At 68.4% G+C, this 18821-nt stretch carries 15 protein-coding genes and 1 pseudogene; 5 read left to right on the top strand and 11 right to left on the bottom strand.

What is annotated here, in order from left to right:
* The 4 genes and pseudogenes from I71_RS01445 to I71_RS01460 all read left to right on the top strand — a co-directional run.
* A partial coding sequence (locus tag I71_RS01445) for a cyclic nucleotide-binding domain-containing protein (RefSeq protein ID WP_042689192.1) occupies positions 1-375 on the top strand: 375 nt, incomplete at its 5' end.
* Between the two features lie 128 nt (positions 376-503).
* Positions 504-2207 (top strand): annotated as a pseudogene (locus I71_RS01450) (N-acetylglutaminylglutamine amidotransferase); the annotation flags it as partial.
* Between the two features lie 208 nt (positions 2208-2415).
* On the top strand, positions 2416-4188 hold the full coding sequence (ngg, locus tag I71_RS01455) for an N-acetylglutaminylglutamine synthetase (protein ID WP_042689195.1): 1773 nt from the start codon (positions 2416-2418) through the stop codon (positions 4186-4188).
* 52 nt (positions 4189-4240) lie between these two features.
* Positions 4241-5299 (top strand): osmoprotectant NAGGN system M42 family peptidase, encoded by a 1059-nt coding sequence (locus I71_RS01460; protein WP_199902081.1) that lies wholly within the window; start codon positions 4241-4243, stop codon positions 5297-5299.
* A 232-nt stretch (positions 5300-5531) separates the two neighbouring features.
* Here the strand turns inward: I71_RS01460 and I71_RS01465 are convergent, their stop codons facing one another.
* The 10 genes from I71_RS01465 to I71_RS01505 all read right to left on the bottom strand — a co-directional run bounded on the left by I71_RS01465 (position 5532) and on the right by I71_RS01505 (position 17890).
* The gene (locus I71_RS01465; RefSeq protein ID WP_148294114.1) at positions 5532-6908 is read right to left on the bottom strand and encodes a hypothetical protein; all 1377 of its coding nucleotides are present in this window, start codon (positions 6906-6908) and stop codon (positions 5532-5534) included.
* Between the two features lie 118 nt (positions 6909-7026).
* Entirely contained in the window at positions 7027-7347 is a 321-nt protein-coding gene (locus I71_RS37025; RefSeq protein WP_148294115.1) for a hypothetical protein, read from the bottom strand.
* The gene (locus I71_RS01470; RefSeq protein WP_244433553.1) at positions 7334-8917 is read right to left on the bottom strand and encodes a hybrid sensor histidine kinase/response regulator; all 1584 of its coding nucleotides are present in this window, start codon (positions 8915-8917) and stop codon (positions 7334-7336) included. Before I71_RS01470 ends, I71_RS37025 begins: the two co-directional genes overlap by 14 nt.
* A gap of 179 nt (positions 8918-9096) precedes the next feature.
* Positions 9097-9864 carry a response regulator gene (locus tag I71_RS01475; RefSeq protein WP_042689202.1) on the bottom strand — a complete coding sequence of 256 codons (768 nt, stop codon included), beginning with the start codon at positions 9862-9864 and terminating at the stop codon, positions 9097-9099.
* Positions 9861-10943 (bottom strand): chemotaxis protein CheB, encoded by a 1083-nt coding sequence (locus I71_RS01480; protein WP_199902083.1) that lies wholly within the window; start codon positions 10941-10943, stop codon positions 9861-9863. The genes I71_RS01475 and I71_RS01480 overlap by 4 nt, the downstream gene beginning before the upstream one ends.
* 80 nt (positions 10944-11023) lie before the next feature.
* Positions 11024-13249, bottom strand: coding sequence for a response regulator (locus I71_RS01485; protein ID WP_042689204.1), 2226 nt, complete (start codon positions 13247-13249; stop codon positions 11024-11026).
* A 106-nt stretch (positions 13250-13355) separates the two neighbouring features.
* Positions 13356-15044, bottom strand: a complete 1689-nt coding sequence (locus tag I71_RS01490) for a methyl-accepting chemotaxis protein (RefSeq protein ID WP_049975858.1) — start codon at positions 15042-15044, stop codon at positions 13356-13358.
* Positions 15045-15108: 64 nt separating this feature from the next.
* Positions 15109-15843, bottom strand: coding sequence for a chemotaxis protein CheW (locus I71_RS01495; protein ID WP_083896910.1), 735 nt, complete (start codon positions 15841-15843; stop codon positions 15109-15111).
* Positions 15843-17321 (bottom strand): protein-glutamate O-methyltransferase CheR, encoded by a 1479-nt coding sequence (locus I71_RS01500; RefSeq protein WP_042689208.1) that lies wholly within the window; start codon positions 17319-17321, stop codon positions 15843-15845. Before I71_RS01500 ends, I71_RS01495 begins: the two co-directional genes overlap by 1 nt.
* A complete protein-coding gene (locus I71_RS01505) occupies positions 17318-17890 on the bottom strand; it encodes a chemotaxis protein CheW (RefSeq protein ID WP_042689283.1) in 573 nt (190 codons plus the stop codon). The genes I71_RS01500 and I71_RS01505 overlap by 4 nt, the downstream gene beginning before the upstream one ends.
* Before the next feature lie 254 nt (positions 17891-18144).
* Between I71_RS01505 and I71_RS01510 the strand changes: the two genes are divergently transcribed.
* Positions 18145-18612, top strand: a complete 468-nt coding sequence (locus I71_RS01510) for a MaoC family dehydratase (protein ID WP_042689211.1) — start codon at positions 18145-18147, stop codon at positions 18610-18612.
* Between the two features lie 38 nt (positions 18613-18650).
* Here I71_RS01510 and I71_RS40925 read toward each other — a convergent pair whose 3' ends face one another.
* A complete protein-coding gene (locus I71_RS40925; RefSeq protein WP_375731159.1) occupies positions 18651-18821 on the bottom strand; it encodes a helix-turn-helix transcriptional regulator in 171 nt (56 codons plus the stop codon).

The following is an 18821-nucleotide window of genomic DNA, read 5'->3' on the forward strand; positions in this document are numbered from 1 at the left end:
GTCATCGCCGAAGGCGTGTTCGATGTGCAGGTCGCCGCTCCGGCCGAGGCCGACAACGGGCATCGTTCCGGGCTGTTGCACCTGACGCGGCTGCGGCCGGGCGACCTGTTCGGCGAGATGTCGCTGCTGACCGGGCAGCCGCGCAGCGCTTCGGTCGTCGCCTGCACCGACTCCGTGGTGTTCGAGGTGGCGCGGGCCCATCTGGACCCGGTGCTGCGCCGCCGGCCGGAACTGGCGGAACGTCTGGCGGAGCTGATGGCCGAGCGCCAGAGCCGGAACGCCGCCGAAACCACCCGCCAACAGGGTGCCGCCCCGCCGCCGACAGTGGAACCGCAGGCCTTGCTGGCGCGGCTGCGGGGGTTCTTCGGACTTTAGAGAGCCTTGCACACGGAACCTTAAGCCCTGCCAACCGTTGGTCCACGCGGGTAGCGGTGGTGCAATTCGGCCCTTTTCACGGGTCTGGCGCCCCTTCGTCCTGAACCAACGAGGAGGCTCGACGGCCGATGTGCGGAGTGAGCGGTGAGATTCGTTTCAAGTCCGGCGAGGCGGCGAGCACGGCCGCCGTCCAGGCCATGTGCGACCGGCTGGCGGCGCGCGGGCCGGATGGGCATGGCCTGTTCGCCCACGGGCGCGTCGCCTTCGGCCATCGCCGGCTGAAGATCATCGACCTCAGCGAGGCCTCGCAGCAGCCGATGGTGGATTCCGCGCTGGGCCTCGCCATCGTCTTCAACGGCTGCATCTACAACCACCGCGAACTGCGCGAGGAGCTGGCCGGGCTTGGCTACCGCTTCTTTTCCGACGGCGACACCGAGGTGCTGATCAAGGCCTATCACGCCTGGGGTCCGGACTTCGTCACGCGCATGAACGGCATGTTCGCCTTCGCCATCCACGAGCGCGACAGCGGCCGGGTGGTGCTGGGCCGCGACCGGCTGGGCATCAAGCCGCTGTATCTGGCCGACATTCCCGGCGGCCTGCGCTTCGCCTCCTCCCTGCCCGCCCTGGTGGCGGCAGGGAAGGTTGCCGGCGGGATCGACACCGACGTCGATCCGGTGGCGCTGCACCATTACATGAGCTTCCACGCCGTCGTCCCGGCGCCCTACACCATCCTGAAGGGCGTGCGGAAGCTGCCGCCCGCGACAGTGCTGGTGGTGGAGCCGGACGGCACGCGGCGCGAACACACATACTGGTCGCTGACCTTCGGACCGCAGGCCGGCGACGAGGGCCGCGACTTCGCCGAGTGGCGCGAGCTGGTGCTGGAGACGCTGACCCGCGCGGTGCGCCGCCGGCTGGTCGCCGACGTGGCCGTAGGCGTGCTGCTGTCGGGCGGGCTGGACAGCTCGCTGATCACCGCCCTGCTGGCCGAGAACGGGCAGAGCGGGCTGAAGACCTTCTCCATCGGCTTCGAGACGGTGGGCGACGAGCGCGGCGACGAGTTCCAGTATTCCGACATCGTCGCCAAGCATTTCGGCACCGACCACCACCGCCTCTTCGTCGACAGCGCCCGCGCGCTGCCGGAACTGACCGACTGCGTGCGGGCGATGTCGGAGCCGATGGTCAGCCACGACAACATCGGCTTCTTCCTCCTGTCGCAGGAGGTGGCGAAGCAGGTGAAGGTGGTGCAGTCGGGCCAGGGCGCCGACGAGGTGTTCGGCGGCTATCACTGGTATCCGCCGCTGCTGCAGAGCGGGGACGCGGTCGGCGACTACGCCCGCGTCTTCTTCGACCGCGACCATGCCGAGATGGCCGAAGCGCTGGACCCCAGATTCATCGGCGAGGACCATTCCCGCCGCTGGCTGGAAAGGCGGTTCGCCATGCCGGGCGCCGAGCGGCCGGTGGACAAGGCGCTGCGGCTCGACACCACGGTGATGCTGGTGGACGATCCGGTGAAGCGCGTCGACAACATGACCATGGCTGCCGGGCTGGAAGCGCGCGTGCCCTTCCTCGACCATGAGCTGGTGGAGCTGGCCGCCCGCATCCCGGCGGAGATGAAGCTGCCGGACGGCGGCAAATACGTGCTGAAGGAAGCGGCGCGGCGGGTGGTGCCGGCGGCGGTGATCGACCGGCCGAAAGGCTATTTCCCGGTGCCGGCGCTGAAATACCTGCGCGGACCCTTCCTGGAGCGGGTGCGCGACGTGCTGAACGCCCCGTCGGCGCGCGAACGCGGGCTGTTCCGCCGCGACTATCTCGACCGGCTGCTGGCCGATCCGGAACGCCACATCACGCCGCTGCGGGGATCGAAGCTGTGGCAAGTGCCCTTGCTGGAATTCTGTTCCAGGAACAGGGCCTGTAAGCAGGCGACTCAAAACGACAGACGTTCCGCCGGGGCATCCGGATGCAGAACGCCGATGCGGGACCGATCCGCATCCCCGGATGTTGCCAATGCGCGGAGCCGCATCCGACGACCAGGGGGATCCCATGAGCTACGCCCGCGTGAAACCGCACCGGCTGGAACGCGCCGCCAGCGCCACCCTGCGCCACACCCGCCGCTACACCGGCCGGCCGCCGGCGGGGGAGACCGGGGCCGACGCGCCGCGCGCCGCCATAGCAACGGACGTGACGGTCGATTGCGGCTGGGGACGGCTGATCTTCGCCCACACCTTCGACGATCTCGACCGCATGATCGAGACGCTGCGGCAGGAGGCGCCGGGCACCCGCGACATCGTCTTCTATCTGCAGGACCCGCATGTCGCCCTGTCGCGGGCACCGCAGGAGCTGTTCCTCGACCCGTCCCACACCTTCCGCCTGTGGCTGACCGACTACCGGCCGTCGCGGCGCCGGCCGAAGGGCTACAGCGTCCGCCGGCTGCGCACGCGTGAGGATGCCGAGGGGGTGCAGCGCATCTATGCCCGGCGGCGGATGGTGCCGGTCTCCGCCTCCTTCCTGGTCGCGTCGCGCAACAGCCGGGTGCTGACTCATTTCGTCGCCTGCGACGACGCCACCGGCGAGGTCATCGGCTCGGTGACGGCGGTGGACCATGCCCATGCCTATGGCGACCCGGAGAATGGCAGCTCGCTCTGGTGTCTGGCGGTCGATCCGCAGGCCCCGTTCCCGGGGATCGGCGAGACGCTGGTCCGCACGGTGGCGGAGCATGTGCAGGCGCGCGGCCGCGCCTTCCTCGACCTGTCGGTGCTGCACGACAACGGGAACGCCATCGCTCTGTACGAGAAGCTGAATTTCCGCCGGATTCCGGCCTTCGCCCTGAAGACCAGGAACCCGATCAACGAGCGGCTGTTCACCGGCCCGCAGCCCGGCGAGCAGTTGAACCCCTATGCCACCATCATCGTCAACGAGGCGCGGCGGCGCGGCATCGGCGTCGATGTGCTGGATGCCGAGGCCGGCTATTTCGCCCTGACCTGGGGCGGGCGCAGCGTGGTTTGCCGCGAATCCCTCAGCGAGCTGACCAGCGCCGTCGCGATGAGCCGTTGCGACGACAAGGCGGTGACGCGGCGCGTTCTGGAGCGCGCCAGCCTGAAGGTCCCGGCCCAGGCGGTGGCGGGGGAGCCGGAGGAGAACGCCGCCTTCCTGGCTGCCCACGGCCGCATCGTGGTGAAGCCGGCCCGCGGCGAGCAGGGGCGCGGCATCACCGTGGATGTGCGCGATACCGAGACGATGGAGCGCGCCATCGCGTCGGCCCGTCAGCATTGCGACACGGTTCTGCTGGAGCAATTCTGCGAGGGCCAGGATCTGCGGATCATCGTCATCAACAAGAAGGTGGTGGCCGCCGCGGTGCGCCGCCCGGCGGAGGTGACCGGAGACGGCAGCCACAGTGTGCGCGAGCTGATCGAGGCACAGAGCCGCCGCCGTGCCGCCGCCACCGGCGGCGAAAGCCACATCCCGATGGACGCGGAGACCGACCGCTGCCTCGCCGCCGCCGGCAGGACGCTGGACGACGTGCTGCCGGCCGGCGAGGTGCTGCCGGTGCGCAAGACGGCGAACCTGCACACCGGCGGGACCATCCATGACGTGACCGACAGCCTTCACCCGGAGCTGGTGGAGGTGGCGACCGTGGCCGCCCGGGCGCTGGACATCCCGGTTGTGGGCTTCGACCTGCTGGTGGAGTCGCCCGACCGGCCCGGCCACGTCTTCATCGAGGCGAACGAGCGGCCGGGGCTTGCCAATCATGAGCCGCAACCGACGGCGGAACGCTTCGTCGATCTGCTGTTCCCGCAGACGCGGGGGGTGCTGTGAGGGGAGTTTCCGCACCGCTCGCCCCCATCCTCAGCAGGAGGAAAATCCAACCATGGCCGTGCCGCTGCCCATCGACATGGGCTATGTCACCGACATCCTTTACCGGCTGCTGACCACGCCGAGCCCGACCGGCCATACCGGCGACGTGGTCCGGCTGTGCTGTGCCGAGCTGGAGCGGATGGGCATCCATTACGAGCTGACGCGGCGCGGCGCCATCCGCGCCGACCTGAAGGGGGTGCGCTCCACTCCCGACCGGGCGCTGGTCGCCCATGTCGACACGCTGGGCGCCCAGGTGAAGATGCTGAAGGACAATGGCCGGATGGAGCTGGTTCCCATCGGCCACTGGTCGTCCCGCTTCGCCGAGGGCGCGCGCTGCACCGTGCTGACCGACCGCGGCCCCTGGCGCGGCACCATCCTGCCGCTCAAGGCGTCCGGCCACACCTTCAACAAGGAGGTCGACAGCCAGCCGGTCAGCTGGCAGCAGGTGGAGTTGCGCGTCGACGCCCCGGTGGCGAACCGGCGGGATTTGGAGGAGCGCGGCTTCAACATCGGCGACATCGTCGCCATCGATCCGCAGCCGGAATTCCTGGAGAACGGCTACATCGTCTCGCGCCATCTCGACGACAAGGCGGGAGTGGCGGTGATGCTGGGCGCAGCGAAGGCGGTGGTCGATGCCAAGGCCGCCCTGCCGGTGGATTGCCACCTGCTGTTCACGATTTCCGAGGAGGTCGGGTCCGGCGCCTCATCCATCCTGCATCAGGACGTGGCGGAGATGGTGACCATCGACAACGGCACCACCGCCCCCGGCCAGAACAGCCGCGAATATGGCGTCACCATCGCCATGGCCGACAGCACCGGCCCCTTCGACTTGGCACTGACCCACGCGCTGATCGCGCTGTGCCAGGCGCAGAACATCCCGCACCAGCGCGACGTCTTCCGCTATTACCGCTGCGACAGCGCGTCGGCCATCGAGGCCGGCAATGACATCCGCACGGCGCTGGTCTGCTTCGGCATCGACGCATCGCACGGCTACGAGCGCATCCATGCCGACGCGCTGGAAAGCCTGATGCGGCTGCTGGTGCTCTACCTGCAAAGCCCGCCCAGGGATTGAGGGTGAGGAGGGATTGAGCCGGACGCATTTAAATGCCGCCTGCCCGATCAATGCGGTTTCAATGGTTCGCTGCGACTGCGAACATTCTGAAACGCTGAAGAGGATCCCTCTCCCCGACAGTGCGAGCCAGGATCCTCCTTCCCCGCCTCTCTGACGCCGCCGCCTCCCGGCCCCCCGTCCCACAGCAGGGGACGGGGGGCGCGCCCGTCGGAATGCGTGCCGTTGGCCGGCATCAGGCCGGGGTGACCGGGACGGCCGGGACGATCGAGTCGACGGTGGATGACGTGCCGGACGCGATTTGCGTGGTCGTCACGCTCGACAGTGCGTTGACGGCCAGACTGGCCTTGACGTAACCGTTGATTGTGACCTCCAAAGCGTACAGCGTGTCGTAACCAAGCTGCTGCGCCATTACCGAGTCGGGGATCGACCCCGGCACGGGTTCATCATAGTAATATGTCGCTTTCGTGGTGAAACTCGTCGGAGGAACATCGCCGAACTGAATGCTGAGTGTGGATTTCCACTCACTGTCTGCCGGAATATCAATCGTCAAATCGAGTTCCGACGTAATTTCCTGCGTCACGCTGATCGACCCCTCGGTCGTTTTCGACTTTTCTTCTGACAGACTTATGTCCAATGTTACGGAATATGATGTCGAGTCGACGTCCTGTTCGCCCCAACTTTGTCCGAATGTGAACGAAAATCCCTCGGTATAAGTGACCGTGCTGGTTTTGGTGATTGTGACGGTTGCGCCTTGCGAAATGGAATAGCTTGAATTTACCGTTTGGGTCAGTGTCGAATTTCCATAATTGACCCCGCTGCTGTTAAAATTCAAAGTCCTTGCGTTGTCGATTGTTGCCGTCGACGTAACGGAGAATGGTTGGGCGACTTGGTAGACGGGCGGCAGGATCGCCCAACTCCATGACGAGGCCTTGTCGGCGAAACCTTGCTCGACGAGATTGTATCCCTGGCTATAAGGGTTCGCCGCGGAAGGGGTTCGGCTTATCCAGCCAGCGACAGTGCTGGTCTGGCCGTCACCAGAACTGCCATCATACAAGGTCACTTTTTCCACGCCGAGGCCGCCGAAATAAATCGACGCCGCCTTGTCGGAGATCCACCAGCCGTCCAGAGAGTTGACTTTCGTGTCCTGCCATTCCGACAGAAAGAACGTGTTCCGGCTGCCATCGAAATTCTCACCGTCGAACAGCTGGAATATGCCGGCGTTCAAATCGACCTCGCGCCAGATGTAAGCCGATATGGCATCGTTCGCACCGGCTTTTATCAAATCGACAGTCTGAGTAGATCCGTTTCCAATCAAGTCGAGGCAGACACCGGCGCCGGAAAAATTGTACGGTTGATCGGGAATTAGATTCGTTGGATTTTGTAGCAATGTCATCACCGTGCCGACCGGCAAATTGAAGGCGACCCATGTCGCACGGTCGTTCAAAGAACTCCCGACAATCGAACGCTGTGTTCCAGAGACGGTCTCCGTCGTCGATATCTCGAAATAACTGCTGTACCAGTTCGGATCACTGTAAAGACGGACGATTCCAGACTCGAGCGGGCCGGTATATGGGGCGGCTTCCGGCGGAGCAATGTATGGCTGGCTCATGATTTAAAAAACCTCGTCAATATTGTGCTGGGATGCGAGGCCCTTTCAATATCAACAAAAGCGAGTTTTTTATATCACATAAACATGTGATGGTAGATCATTATGGGGCGCAAAAAAACTATAACGCGATTATTATACGCCGAGTATCCATATGCGCGAAACCGTTGGCCGGCAGAAATCGATGCGGGATGGCGGAAAGGGACGGCTTTGCCGGCCGCGCGCCGCTCTGCAGGCGAGCCTTTCCCACCATGCCGGGCAAATAGAGCGGATCGCGTGAAATCGGACTCGACCTGAAGCGTTGCTCCGCCCGCCGAACATAAGGCTGGAGCGTCGCGCGTTTCATGCTGAACGCACGAAACTCCAACAGGGTGCGGAAAAAGGCATTTGCGTCGCGAGGGAGGGGGGCTTTCTGACGGCGGCCGCCTTCACGCAGCCCCATCCCGCCTGACCTCCTCCAGCACGCGGCGCAGTTCGCCGGGGTGCAGCGGCTTGTGCAGGAAGGCGCAGCCGCGGCGCTGGCCCTCCAGCAGGGATTCCGGTGCGGTCTCGCCGGTCAGCACCACCGCCGGGATGTCGGCCTTGAACAGCTTGCGGACTCGGTCGATCACGTCGAAGCCGGAGACCTTCCCGGGCAGGCGCAGGTCGGTCAGGATGGCGTCGGGCGGCCCCTCCAGCCCGTCCACCGCGGCGAACACCTCGCGCATGTTGGACGCCGAGACGAAGGCGCAACCCCAGCTTTCCAGGGTCAGCAGCAGGCCGGACAGCACCATGCTGTCGTCGTCCACCACCAGGATGCGCATGCCGTCGAGCGGCACGCCGGCGGTGGCGTGGTCAGCGGCGGTGGACGCGGCCGGAGCGTCGGCGGGCGCATCGTCCCCGTCCAGGCGATCGACGGTGACGGCAAAGACCGAACCGCGGCCGGAGCGCGACTGCACATCGACCGGCGCGCTCAGCAGAACCGACAGCCGCCGCACGATGGCGAGGCCCAGCCCCAACCCGCGCGTGGCGTCGCGCGCCGGGTTGGTCAGCTGGTGGAACTCGTCGAAGATGACGTCCAGCTTGTCCTGGGGAATGCCGAAGCCGGTGTCCCACACCTCGATGCGCCATTGCCCGTCGCGCTTGCGCAGGCCCAGCAGGATGCCGCCGCGCTGGGTGTAGCGGATGGCATTGGCCAGCAGGTTGCGGACGATGCGGCCAAGCAGCACCGGGTCGCTGCGGGTCACCGCCCGGCACGCCACATGGACGCGCAGGCGCAGCCCCTTCTCCTCCGCCTGCGGGCGGAATTCATCGGCCAGCGAGTGCAGCAGCGTGTCGAGCGACACCGCCTGCATGTCGGCCTCGACCGTGCCGGCGTCCAGCGTGGAGATGTCCAGCAGCGCGTTCAGCAGCTGCTCCCCCGCGGTCATGGCGTTGGCCAGCATGCCGGCGGTGCGGGTCGCCCGGGGATTCCCCTCCACCTGGGTGGTCAGGGCGTCGAGGAACAGGCGCATCGCCTGGAAGGGCTGGCGCAGATCGTGGCTGGCCCGAGCCAGGAAGCGGGACCGCGCCGCGGTGGTGCGCGCCACCTCCGCCCGCATGGTCTCCGCCATCCGGGCGATGGCGCCGTCCAGCGTCGCCGAAGCCAGCACGCCGATCACCCGGCCGTCGACCAGCAGCGGGAACGCGCGCAGGCTCAACGGCGGATCGGTCCGCAGAACGATCCTCGCGTCTTCGGCCGGCGCGGCCGGACTCTCGCCGGTTCCCGTCCCATAGAGCGGGCGCAGCGCCTCGGCCACCGCGGGCCAGCCGCCGGACAGCAGGATCGGGCCGCTTTCGTCGCGCGTGGCCGCGCGGGGGCGGTTCAGCAGCGTGGCAAGGGCCTCGTTGCAGCGGACGGCGGCCATCTCCGGCCCGCCGACCACCAGCATGGTCGGCACCGTTCCGGCCGCGCAGACACGCCGCGCATTCTCAAGGCACTCGCGATAGCGCAGATCGGTCGGAGACAGGGGGGTGGCCGAAGATCGGTGCATCGCGTGTGTGTCTCTTGCGTCGGTGTCTCTGGAGATCGGAGGCTCGTGGATGGGCTGGAGGCTGATCGCCATTGGAATCGGCACCGGCACCGGAAGGACCATCGGACAGTTTCAAAAAGCCCGCAGAGAATAAACGGACAAGACGGCTTTAGAAATCACACGATGGCTCTACTCCCTTCCTATGCGGAAAGTGCAACACGCGGCGAGCGGATAAGGTGATCCTCGACAAAGTATTTGCGGCGCAGAAGCGCCATCAGCCGGATCTTGAGCACATCCATCGTCTGCGCCTTTCCAACGAAATCGTCGGCGCCGGCGTTCAGGCTTGTCATCAACTGCTCCTCGTCATCCTGGCTGGTCAGAATGACGATCTGGAAGAACAGTCCACGCTTGCGCCGGAATCTGTCGAATCTTTCGCAAAGCTGGGTTCCGCTGGTCCCCGGCATGACGAGATCGAGGATGACGCAGTCCAGCGCGCCCCCGGCAAGCGCCGCCACCGCCTCGTCGGCGTTGCGGGCGGCGGTGACGGTGCAGCCCTCCTGCTCCAGCTCGGCGCGCAGGAACTCGCGGTAGGTGGCGCTGTCGTCGACGATCAGGATGCGGGCGCGGCGGAAGATCTCCGTCGCCGTGGGCGGGGCGCTGCGCCGCTCGATCAGCGCGCAGGCGGACTCCACCACCGCCTTGGGGTCGGCGGGGTCGTGCTCCCCCGCGCCGCGACCGAGCACGATGACGGCAGCATCGGTGCGGGCGCGCAGCTCGGCCAGACCGGTGGGCCCGGCGAGTTCACCCTCGACGATCAGCAGATCCGGCGTCCTGCCTGCGACCTCCGCCAGGGCGGGATCGACGCCGTCGACGCAGACGGTCTCCACGCCGCGCTCCTCCAGCAGCAGCTTCAGCAGAAGCCCCTGCGTCTGGGATCCCATGACAACCAAGGTGCGGAGTCCGTTCATGACGCCATCTTATCGTCGGAGGTCAGTTGCAGCAGCCGTCCGGCCAGCCGGTCGAGCGGCAGTTCCTCAACAGCACCGCCCAGCCGCACCGCGGTGCCCGGCATGCTGTGGATCACCGCCGTGGAGGCGTGTTCGGCAATGGTGTAGGCGCCGGTCCGGTGCATCTCCACCAGACCTCTGGCGCCGTCCTCTCCCATGCCGGTCAGCAGAACGCCGATACCGGCGGCGCCATAGGCGCGCGCCATCGACTGGAACAGAACCTCACCCGACGGTCGCTGGCCGCACACCACCGGATCGGCCGACAGGCGCAGCGTCGCGCCGTCCACCAGCAGATGCCGATCGCCCGGCGCCACATAGACCGTGGCGGGACGCGGGGGCAGCCCGGCCTCCGCCAACCGCACCGGCAGCGCCGAGACGGTGCCGAGCCAGCTGGCAAAGCCGGCCATGAAGGGGGCACCCATATGCTGGACCACGAAGACCGGCATCGGGAAGTCGGTCGGCATGTCCTTCAGGATCTTCGCCAGCGCCGCCGGCCCGCCGGTGGAGGCGACGAGGCCGACGGCGCGGAAGCGCCGGACATTCCCGTCGGACGCCACCGCCGCCGCCGGCAGCCGGCCATCCTGGGCCGGCATGTCGCCGGCGGGCATCGCGGCTGTGGATTTGGCGCCGCGGGCGGAGATGCGGTGGCGGATCACCTTCACCTGGCTCATGATGACCAGCTGGGTGCAGAGATGGTGCGCGACGGTCTGGTAGTCGGCGCGCGCCATGCTGCCCGGCTTCTCCACCACCGCCAGCGCGCCGGCCTGCAGCGCCCGCATCGGAATGTCGAGGTCGCGCACGTCCGACGCCACCACCACGATCGGCAGCGGGTTCTGCCGCATGATGCGGCTGGTCACCTCGAACCCGTCGATGCCCGGCAGGCGGATGTCGAGCGACACCACGTCGGGAACGGTGCGGTCGATCATGCGCAGCGCCTGCTCGCCGCTGGAGGCGATGCCCGCCACCTCCAGCCGCGGGTCGGCGCCGATGACATGGCTCAGCAGCTGCTGGATGACCGGGCTGTCCTCGACCACCAGCACACGGATGCGCCTGGCGGCGGTGATGGGGGCGCCGGTGATGGGGGAGCCGGTGGCGGGGAAGCCGGCTTTCTCCACCCCGCTCACAGCAGCCGCCGGATGCCGGCCAGAAGCTCGTTCTGGTCGAAGCGGGTCTTGACGATGTAGGCGTCGGCGCCCAGCCGCAGGCCGCGCTCGCGGTCCTCGTCGCTGGCGCGCGAGGTGACGAGGATCACCGGGATCTCGGCAAGCCGCTTGTCCGCCTTCACCGCCTGCAACAGGGCGAAGCCGTCCATCCGGGGCATCTCGACGTCGCTGATGATCAGGCCAACCTCCATCCCTTCCGACAGGCGCTCCAGGGCCTCGCGCCCGTCCACGCAGAGTGTCACCCGATAACCATGGGCTTCGAGGATGCTCTTTTCCAGCGTGCGGGTGGTGATGCTGTCATCGACAACCAGGATATGCGCCCGGGCAGGGGTAGCCTCTTCCGCCGGGCGGGCCGGGGGCGGCAGGGTGCTGCCGGGCAGCGGCATCAGGCCGGGGATGTTGAGCACCAGCGCCGGCCCGCCATCGTCCATCAGCACCGTGCCGAGATAGCGGCCGGCATCGAGACCGGTCTCCTCCGCCGCCGTCACCACCGTCTCGCGCGTGGCGACGAAGCGGTCGACGGCCAGCGCCAGCCGCCGGTCCGCCGCCCGCACCACCACCAGGGCCAGCCCGCGTTCGGCCGGGGGAACCACCGGCGCCTCCATGCCCAGCAGGGCGGCGAGCGAGGTGACGGGAATTTCCTCCTCGCCGATGCGGATCATCGGCGTCCCGACGCCGGAGAACAGCGTCCCGGCGGCGGCGGTGCGCAGCCGGACCACGTCGGCGGACGGGATCGCCAGGATCTGGTCCTGCACGGCGACGAAGACCAGACGCTGGCTCAGCAGGCTCAGCGGCACCTCGATGGTAACGGCGGTGCCGCCGCCTGGGCCGTCGGCGATGGTCAGGTTGCCCTGCAGCCGTTCCACCTCCCGCCGCGCGATGGCGAGGCCCATGCCGCGCCCGGCCAGCTCGGTGGTGTGGGAGGCGGTGGAGAAGCCGGGGTGGAACAGGAACTCGGTCAGCCGCTCCAGCGGCATCTCCCCGGCGGTGGACAGCTCGTCGGCATCGATCAGGCCGCGTTCGCCCGCCTTGCGCAGGATCGCCGCGCGGTCCAGCCCGCGGCCGTCATCCTCGATGCGCAGACGCAGGCGCGCCCCCTCCACCGAGGCGGCGATGGTGACGCGCGCCGCCGGCCGCTTGCCCAGCGCCAGCCGTTCCGCCGGTGTTTCGATGCCGTGGCTGATGGCGTTGCGGGCGATGTGCAGGATCGGGTCCTTCAGCCGTTGCAGGACGGTGCGGTCGGCCTCCACCTCCAGCCCGCGGACATCGACCTCGACCTCCTTTCCCTCGGCCCGGCTGATGTCGCGGATCATGCGGCCGAGGCCGCTCAGCTGGTTCTCCGCCGGCAGCATGCGCAGACGCCGCATGTCCTGCTGGAGGCTGCCGCCCCAGCGCCGCATCGACCACAGGAGACGGTCATGGCTGCGATGCGCGGAATCGAGCGCACCGCCCAGCGCGCGGAAGCGGCGCTCGAACGCCATCAGGGCGGGCAGCGCGCCGCGGCCCTCCAGCGCGCCGGCCCCCATCTCCCCCACTGCGTCCCGTCCGATCTGGACCCGCAGATGGCGCCATGCCCGGTCGAGCGCCCGCCATTCCTGGCGCATCTTGCGGAGCTGCTCGCCAAGCCCGGCCTGCGCCTCCACCTCCGGCAACAGGGCAGAGGCGGTCTCGGACAGGCGCTCCAGCCCCTGTGCCGCGATGCGGACCAGGGCTGCGGAGTCGGCGTCGCCCCCCCGCTCGCGCATGGGGCGGCGGTCCGCGGGGCTGGCGGCGGGAGAGATGGCGGGAGGAGCGACTGAACCGGCGCGTCCACCGGCCAGGGCGTCGAGATCGGCAAGCACGCCGGCCGTTTCGACCCCGCCGCCACCCTGGAGCGACCAGGCGACCAGATCCTCGATGGCATCCAGCGCCCGGCGGACCACGCCGACGCTGGCGGCATCCAGGGGGATCTCGCCCTTCTGCACCGCGATGAAGGCGGCTTCCAGCCGGTGGGAGATCGCCTCCACCTCCGGCAGGTCGACGGCGCGGGCGGCGCCCTTCAGGCTGTGCGCGCGCCGGTGGATGTCGACGAGGTCCGGCGCATCGCCGCTCGCCTCCGCCTCGCGCAGCGCGGTGCGGATGGCGGAGAGATGCTCCTTGTGCTCCAGGTCGAAGGCGGCGAGCAGGCGCTGACGGATGTCCATCAGGGGCCACTCCTGCCCGATGGCGAGTCCCTCTCTCCCCATCCCTCTCCCCGGGGGGGAGAGGGGGAGTGGGAGGGGCGAGAGAAGACAAGCCGCATCATCCGCATCACACCCGGTAGTTCCGCACCGCCTCGACCAGACCCTGGCCGAGGTTGTTCAGGTTGGCGGCCGCCCCCTCCAGCTGGCGGGTGCCGGCGGCGGTCTGGCTGCTGGCCTCGCGGATGTTCTGCAACGCCTGGATCACCTGCTCCAGGCCGATCTGCTGCTGGTTGGTGCCGGCGACGATCTGCTGGAAGGCCAGCACGCTCTCCTGGATGTTCTCCGCCATGGTGCGGATGGTGGATTGGGTGGCGTCGGTCTGGCGCTTGCCGGCGGCGACGCGCTTCACCGCCTCCTCCGTCAGCATGACCGAGGCGTTGATGCCGTGCTGGATCTCCGACAGGTTGGAGCGGACCTGGGCGGTCGCCTCCTTCGACTGGTCGGCCAGGCTCTTGATCTCGCCGGCGACGATGGAGAAGGTGCGGCCATGCTCGCCGGCCGCCGCCGCCTCGATGGCGGCGTTCAGCGCCAGCAGATGGCAGCGCTCGGCGATGTCGTTCACCGTCACGATGATCTCGCCGATCGCCTGGGTACGTTCGGACAGCATGACGATGTTCTCGGCCACCGCCTCCGCCTGGTCGCGGATGGCGTCCATCGCCTGGATGGTGTCGTCCACCGCCTTCATGCCGGAATGGCTGGAGACCGCCACCGTCTGGGCGCCATGGGCGACGTCCTGGGCGCGGCGGTTGATCTGGGCGCCGGACTCGGTGATCTCCGACAGGGTCGCCGTGGTCTGCTCCACCGCCGCCAGCTGTTCGGCGACGCTGGCCGACTGCTGCTGGGTGGACGCGCGGATCTGGGCGGTGGCGGCGTGGACGCTCTCTGCGGTTTCGCGTGTGGTGCGGGCCATCGACTTCAACCGGCCGGCCATCTCGTTCAGATGCTGGCCGAGGACGGCGAGTTCGTCCTTGCCGGCGATCATGATCTCCTGCGTCAGGTCGCCATGCCCGACCTTGGTGACGAAGTCGATGGCGCGGCCGAGCCGGCGGGTGATGGAGCTGCCGATCAGATAGGCCACCCCGACCGCGATCAGGAAGACGACGACCAGCGCTATGATCGAGGACTGGATGGCGGAGTTGTAGATCGCCCGGATGTCGTCGCGGCCGGCGGCGGTCAGATGGTCGATGGCGGTCTGGGCGGCGTCGATGCGCTGCTCCATCACCTTGCGCAGCTCGTCCACCCGCTGGCGGCGTTGCAGCGCGTCGCCGATCTGGTTGCGCTCCAGCATCGTGTAGATGGTCCGCGCCTCGTCCCCCACCGCGCCGATGGCGCGGTTCATCTCGGTCACCGAGCTGTCGAGTTCGACCCACCCCTTGCGGCGGCTGTCGGTCACACTGTTCGCCGAGCGTTCGGCGACCATCGAGCGCAGCTTGCCCAGCGTTTCACGCAGCTTGGCGCCAACATCGTCATAATGGCTGCGCAGCGGGGCCATGATCGACGGGATGTCGGCAATGCGCCCTTCGGCATTGGCGACGGTCACCGCGTTCAGCGCCGTTTCGCGCGTGCTGCGAAGCTCGGCCTGATAATTGCCGACCGCCGTCACCATGTCGGCCGCCTCGGTGTCATAGCTGGACACCGCCATGATGACCGACAGCGCGTCGGAAAAGCGCGACATCTGATAGAGCGCCAGCAGCGCAGTCAGGACACACACCACGCCGAATCCCAGGACCAGCTTGTGCGCGACTTTCATGTTCATTCTTGTGCTCCGGCCCCGGATGGCTCTTGGGTTGGATCGGCTGTTCAGGTGGATCGGTCGGTCTTCAGCTCGTCACGACGTCGAGCAGGGCGGCCATGTCGAGGATCGCCATGCGGTCGGCGGTGATCGCCCGGACCAGCGGCCCGGCCTCCGCCGGGACGGAGGCGTGCGGCACCGCGACGTCGGCCACCCGCTCCACCTCGCGCAGGCGCAGGGCGGCAGGACGGATGGAGCCGGGGCCGGCACCGGTGCGCAGCACGATGGCATAGCCGGGCTGGTCGGCTTCGGCGCTGCCGGCCGCCCCCCGCGCGGCAGGCCCGTTGCACAGCCGGTCGAGATCGAACAGACGCATCACCCGGCCGGCGACGGCGATCACCCCCAGGACGGCAGGCGGCGCCCCCGGCACGCGGGCCAGTCGCGGCATCGGCACGATGTGGCCGAGATGGCGCAGTTCCAACCCATAGAGCGTCTCCGCTCCGCGCGCCACCAGCATGGCGGTGCCGATGCGCTCCTGGTCGTCGAGATGCGGGGTCTCGGCCAGCTCCTCCGCCCGGCGGGCCAGCATGGCATCGGCCCAGGGACCGCGGCCGGCGAAGGTCGCCTCCAGGGCCTCGGCACGCTGCGACAGCTTTTCGTGAACCGCCTCCCAGTCGATGGACGCGCGGGCGGAATCGCCGCCCGGCGCCGCGCTGTCGAGCGCGACGCGCAGAGGAGCAGCCAGCAGGGGGGCGGCGGCCGGCAGAGGAGCGGCACCGTGCGGGGCGTCCCCGGAGCCTGCGCCGGCAAGCGTGTCGTCCATCAGCCCTCCTCACCGGTCAGCCAGAGGTCCAGCATGCCGCGCAGCTCCTGAACGGTCAGGCCGCCGCCCTCCGCCACCGCCTCGTCGTCGCGACGGCTTTCCAGCGCCTCGCGCGCATTGCGGAAATGGCGCTGCGCCGGGGTCAGCCGGCCGCGCCGCCAATAGGCCAGCGCGAGATGATAGTCGGCCAGGACGAAGCGCGGGTCGAGATAGAGCGCCCGCTTGAAGGCCGCCACCGGGTCACCGACCCCCAGCTCCTCTTCCACCAGCCCGAGCTGATAGTGGGCGGAGGGGTCCAGCCGGTTGGCCTCCACCCGTGCCAGACAGGTTTCCAGCACGGTCGAATGCTCGCCGGTCCCGGCTGGATCCACCGGGGTGGTTGGAGCCGGCGCGGCCGCCGGCGGCACGGCCTTGCGGGTGCGCGGACCGGCAGGCTGCACTGCCGTCTCGGAGGGGGATTGGCCCCCCGGCTCGGCATCGGGCCTGTCTGCAGGTCTGGCGGCAGGTCCGGGGGCACGGCACGGGGCCGCGGCGGGTGGCGGCGCGGGTGCCGGGCCGGCGACGGCGGCTGTACGGGCGGCGGTGCCGCGGGCGCCCGCGGCCGGCAATTCGGCCTGCTTGCGATAGAGCGTGGCGCCGGGAACGGACACCGGGATGAACAGCTCGTTCATCTGCGGTCCGGCCTCGGCATGGCCGACCACCAGCCAGCCGCCCTCGGCCAGCCCCTTGTGCAGGTCGCCCAACAGCCGGTGCCGCGTCGCCTCGTCGAAATAGATCATGACGTTGCGGCACAGGATGATGTCGAAATGCCCGATCCCGTGCGGATAGGAGGGAATCGCCCCATCCACCAGGTTGAAGGGCATGAAGCTGGTCCATTGCCGGTATTTCGGCTTCACCGACCACAATTTGTCGTGGCGGTCGAAACAGGCCTCCAGCGTCTCCGGCGACAGGCCGCGCACCGCCCAGTCGCCATAGGCGCCGCGCCGCGCCTGCTCCAGATAGGCGCCGTTGATGTCGGTGCCGAGGATGTGGACCTGCCAGCCTTCCAACTGGGCGGCGAAATGCTGCTTCAGCAGGATTTCGATGCTGTAGGCCTCCGGCCCGATGGAACAGCCGGCGCTCCAGATCCGCAGCAGGCGGCTCGACTGGTTGCGGCGCAGGCATTCGGGAATGGCGACGGCGCGGAGCGCGTCGAACTGCTCGATGTAGCGGAAGAAGAAGGTCTCCCCCACCGCCAGCTCATTGATCAGTCCCTGGTATTCCGCACCACCCGGCCCCTCCGCCTCCAGCGCCGCCAGATAGCCGGCGACGGTGGCGATGTGGCCGAAGGGAAGCCGCCGGTTGATCCGCTCGGCGAAGGCGGCGTCCTTGTCGGCATAATAGGCGAGGCCGGTGGCGTCGATCACCATCGCCTTCAGGCGGGGGAAATGCGGGTCGCGGCGGATCGCCTCGATCGTCGCGGCGGAACTGGACATCATGCCCCACCGTCCCCGGTGGCCGCCGCATCGGGGGTGTCGGCGGCGACCTGCCACTGCGCCAGCCGCCGTTCCGCCGCCGCGCGGAAGGCGTCGAGCAGCCGGCCCTCCGCCGCGTTCAACAGCCGGTCGGAGTCGAGCAGGGTCACGGTACCGCCGCGGCCGGTCACCCGGTCCGGAAAGCCGCCGGCCGCACAGCCGTTGAAGCTTAGCGACGGGTCGGACGGCGTGCGTTCCCGTGGGTCGACGCCCGTGTCGCCATGGACCTGATCGGCCAGCAGCGCCGCCGGCCGGCCCTGCCATGTGACGAGGAGAAGCGGCGAATAGAGACCGGGCGCCGAGCCGTCGGAACCGGGGCCGCCCCCGGTGCTCCCCCCGAGATCAAGCAGCACATCCAGGCGCAGGACCGGCACAACCTCCCCCCGATAGCGGAACACGCCCTCCACCGGCAGCGGCGCGGTCGGCAGCCGCTCCAGCCGCGGCAACGGCAAGAAGCGCCGCACGGCTTCCACCGGCAGCGCCAGGACTTGGCCGGCAACCGAGAACACGACGCAACGGAACGGCGACGGCATCGACATGCTGGGGGAGCTGCTGTTGTGCGCAGGGAGTGGTGACATCCGTCCGTCGATGGTCTGAAATCCGACCGGGAACATGCCCCATCACGACAGGATTGCGAATTACGCCAAAGGTTTACGCCGTAAGGCCTATGTCCGGCCGCCGAAAATCCTCGCCCTGAACACTGCTCGACCTGTCCTTTGCCTGACGGTGCGGGCGGGCTACCCTCCGTCGGCAACGACAAGACTTCACCCATGGGAGAAACGAGACGATGCCCGGCCGCCATTTCGAGGATTTCCGCATCGGCGAGGTGTTCGAGTCGGAAGGAGCGACCCTGACCGAGAGCCAGATCCTGGATTTCGCCCTGCGCTTCGATCCGCAGCCCTTCCACATCGACACGGTGGCGGCGGCGGACGGGCCGTTCCAGGGGCTGATCGCCAGTGGCTTCCACACGTTGTCGCTGACCTTCCGGCTGTTCCGCGACACCGGGCTGATCACCGGCACCAGCCTGGGCGGATCGGGCATGGACGAATTGCGCTGGCTGCGGCCGGTACGGCCCGGCGACACCATCCGCGTCCGGGTGGAGGTGGTTGAGAGGATCCCGTCGCGCCGGGGCGGTCGCGGCACGGTGCGGCTGGCCTACACCACGCTGAACCAGCGGGGCGAGCCGGTGATGACCTGCATCATGAACCACATCGTCGCCGGGCGGAGCGGCGCCGAGCCGACAATCGAGGTCTGACCGTCAGATGGAGGCCGCCGGATGGAGGCCGCCGGCCGTCAGGCCTTTGCTGCCAGGGTGCGGATCGCCAGCGCGGCGGCGGAGGCGCGATTCTCCACCCCCAGCTTGGTGAAGACCTGTTCGAGATGCTTGTTCACCGTGCGCGGGCTGATGCCCAGGATCTCGCCGATGTCGCGGTTGGGCTTGCCGTTGGCGATCCACAGCAGCAC

Origin of the sequence: Azospirillum sp. B506 (genome assembly GCF_000333595.1) — a bacterium.
Taxonomy (GTDB): domain Bacteria; phylum Pseudomonadota; class Alphaproteobacteria; order Azospirillales; family Azospirillaceae; genus Azospirillum.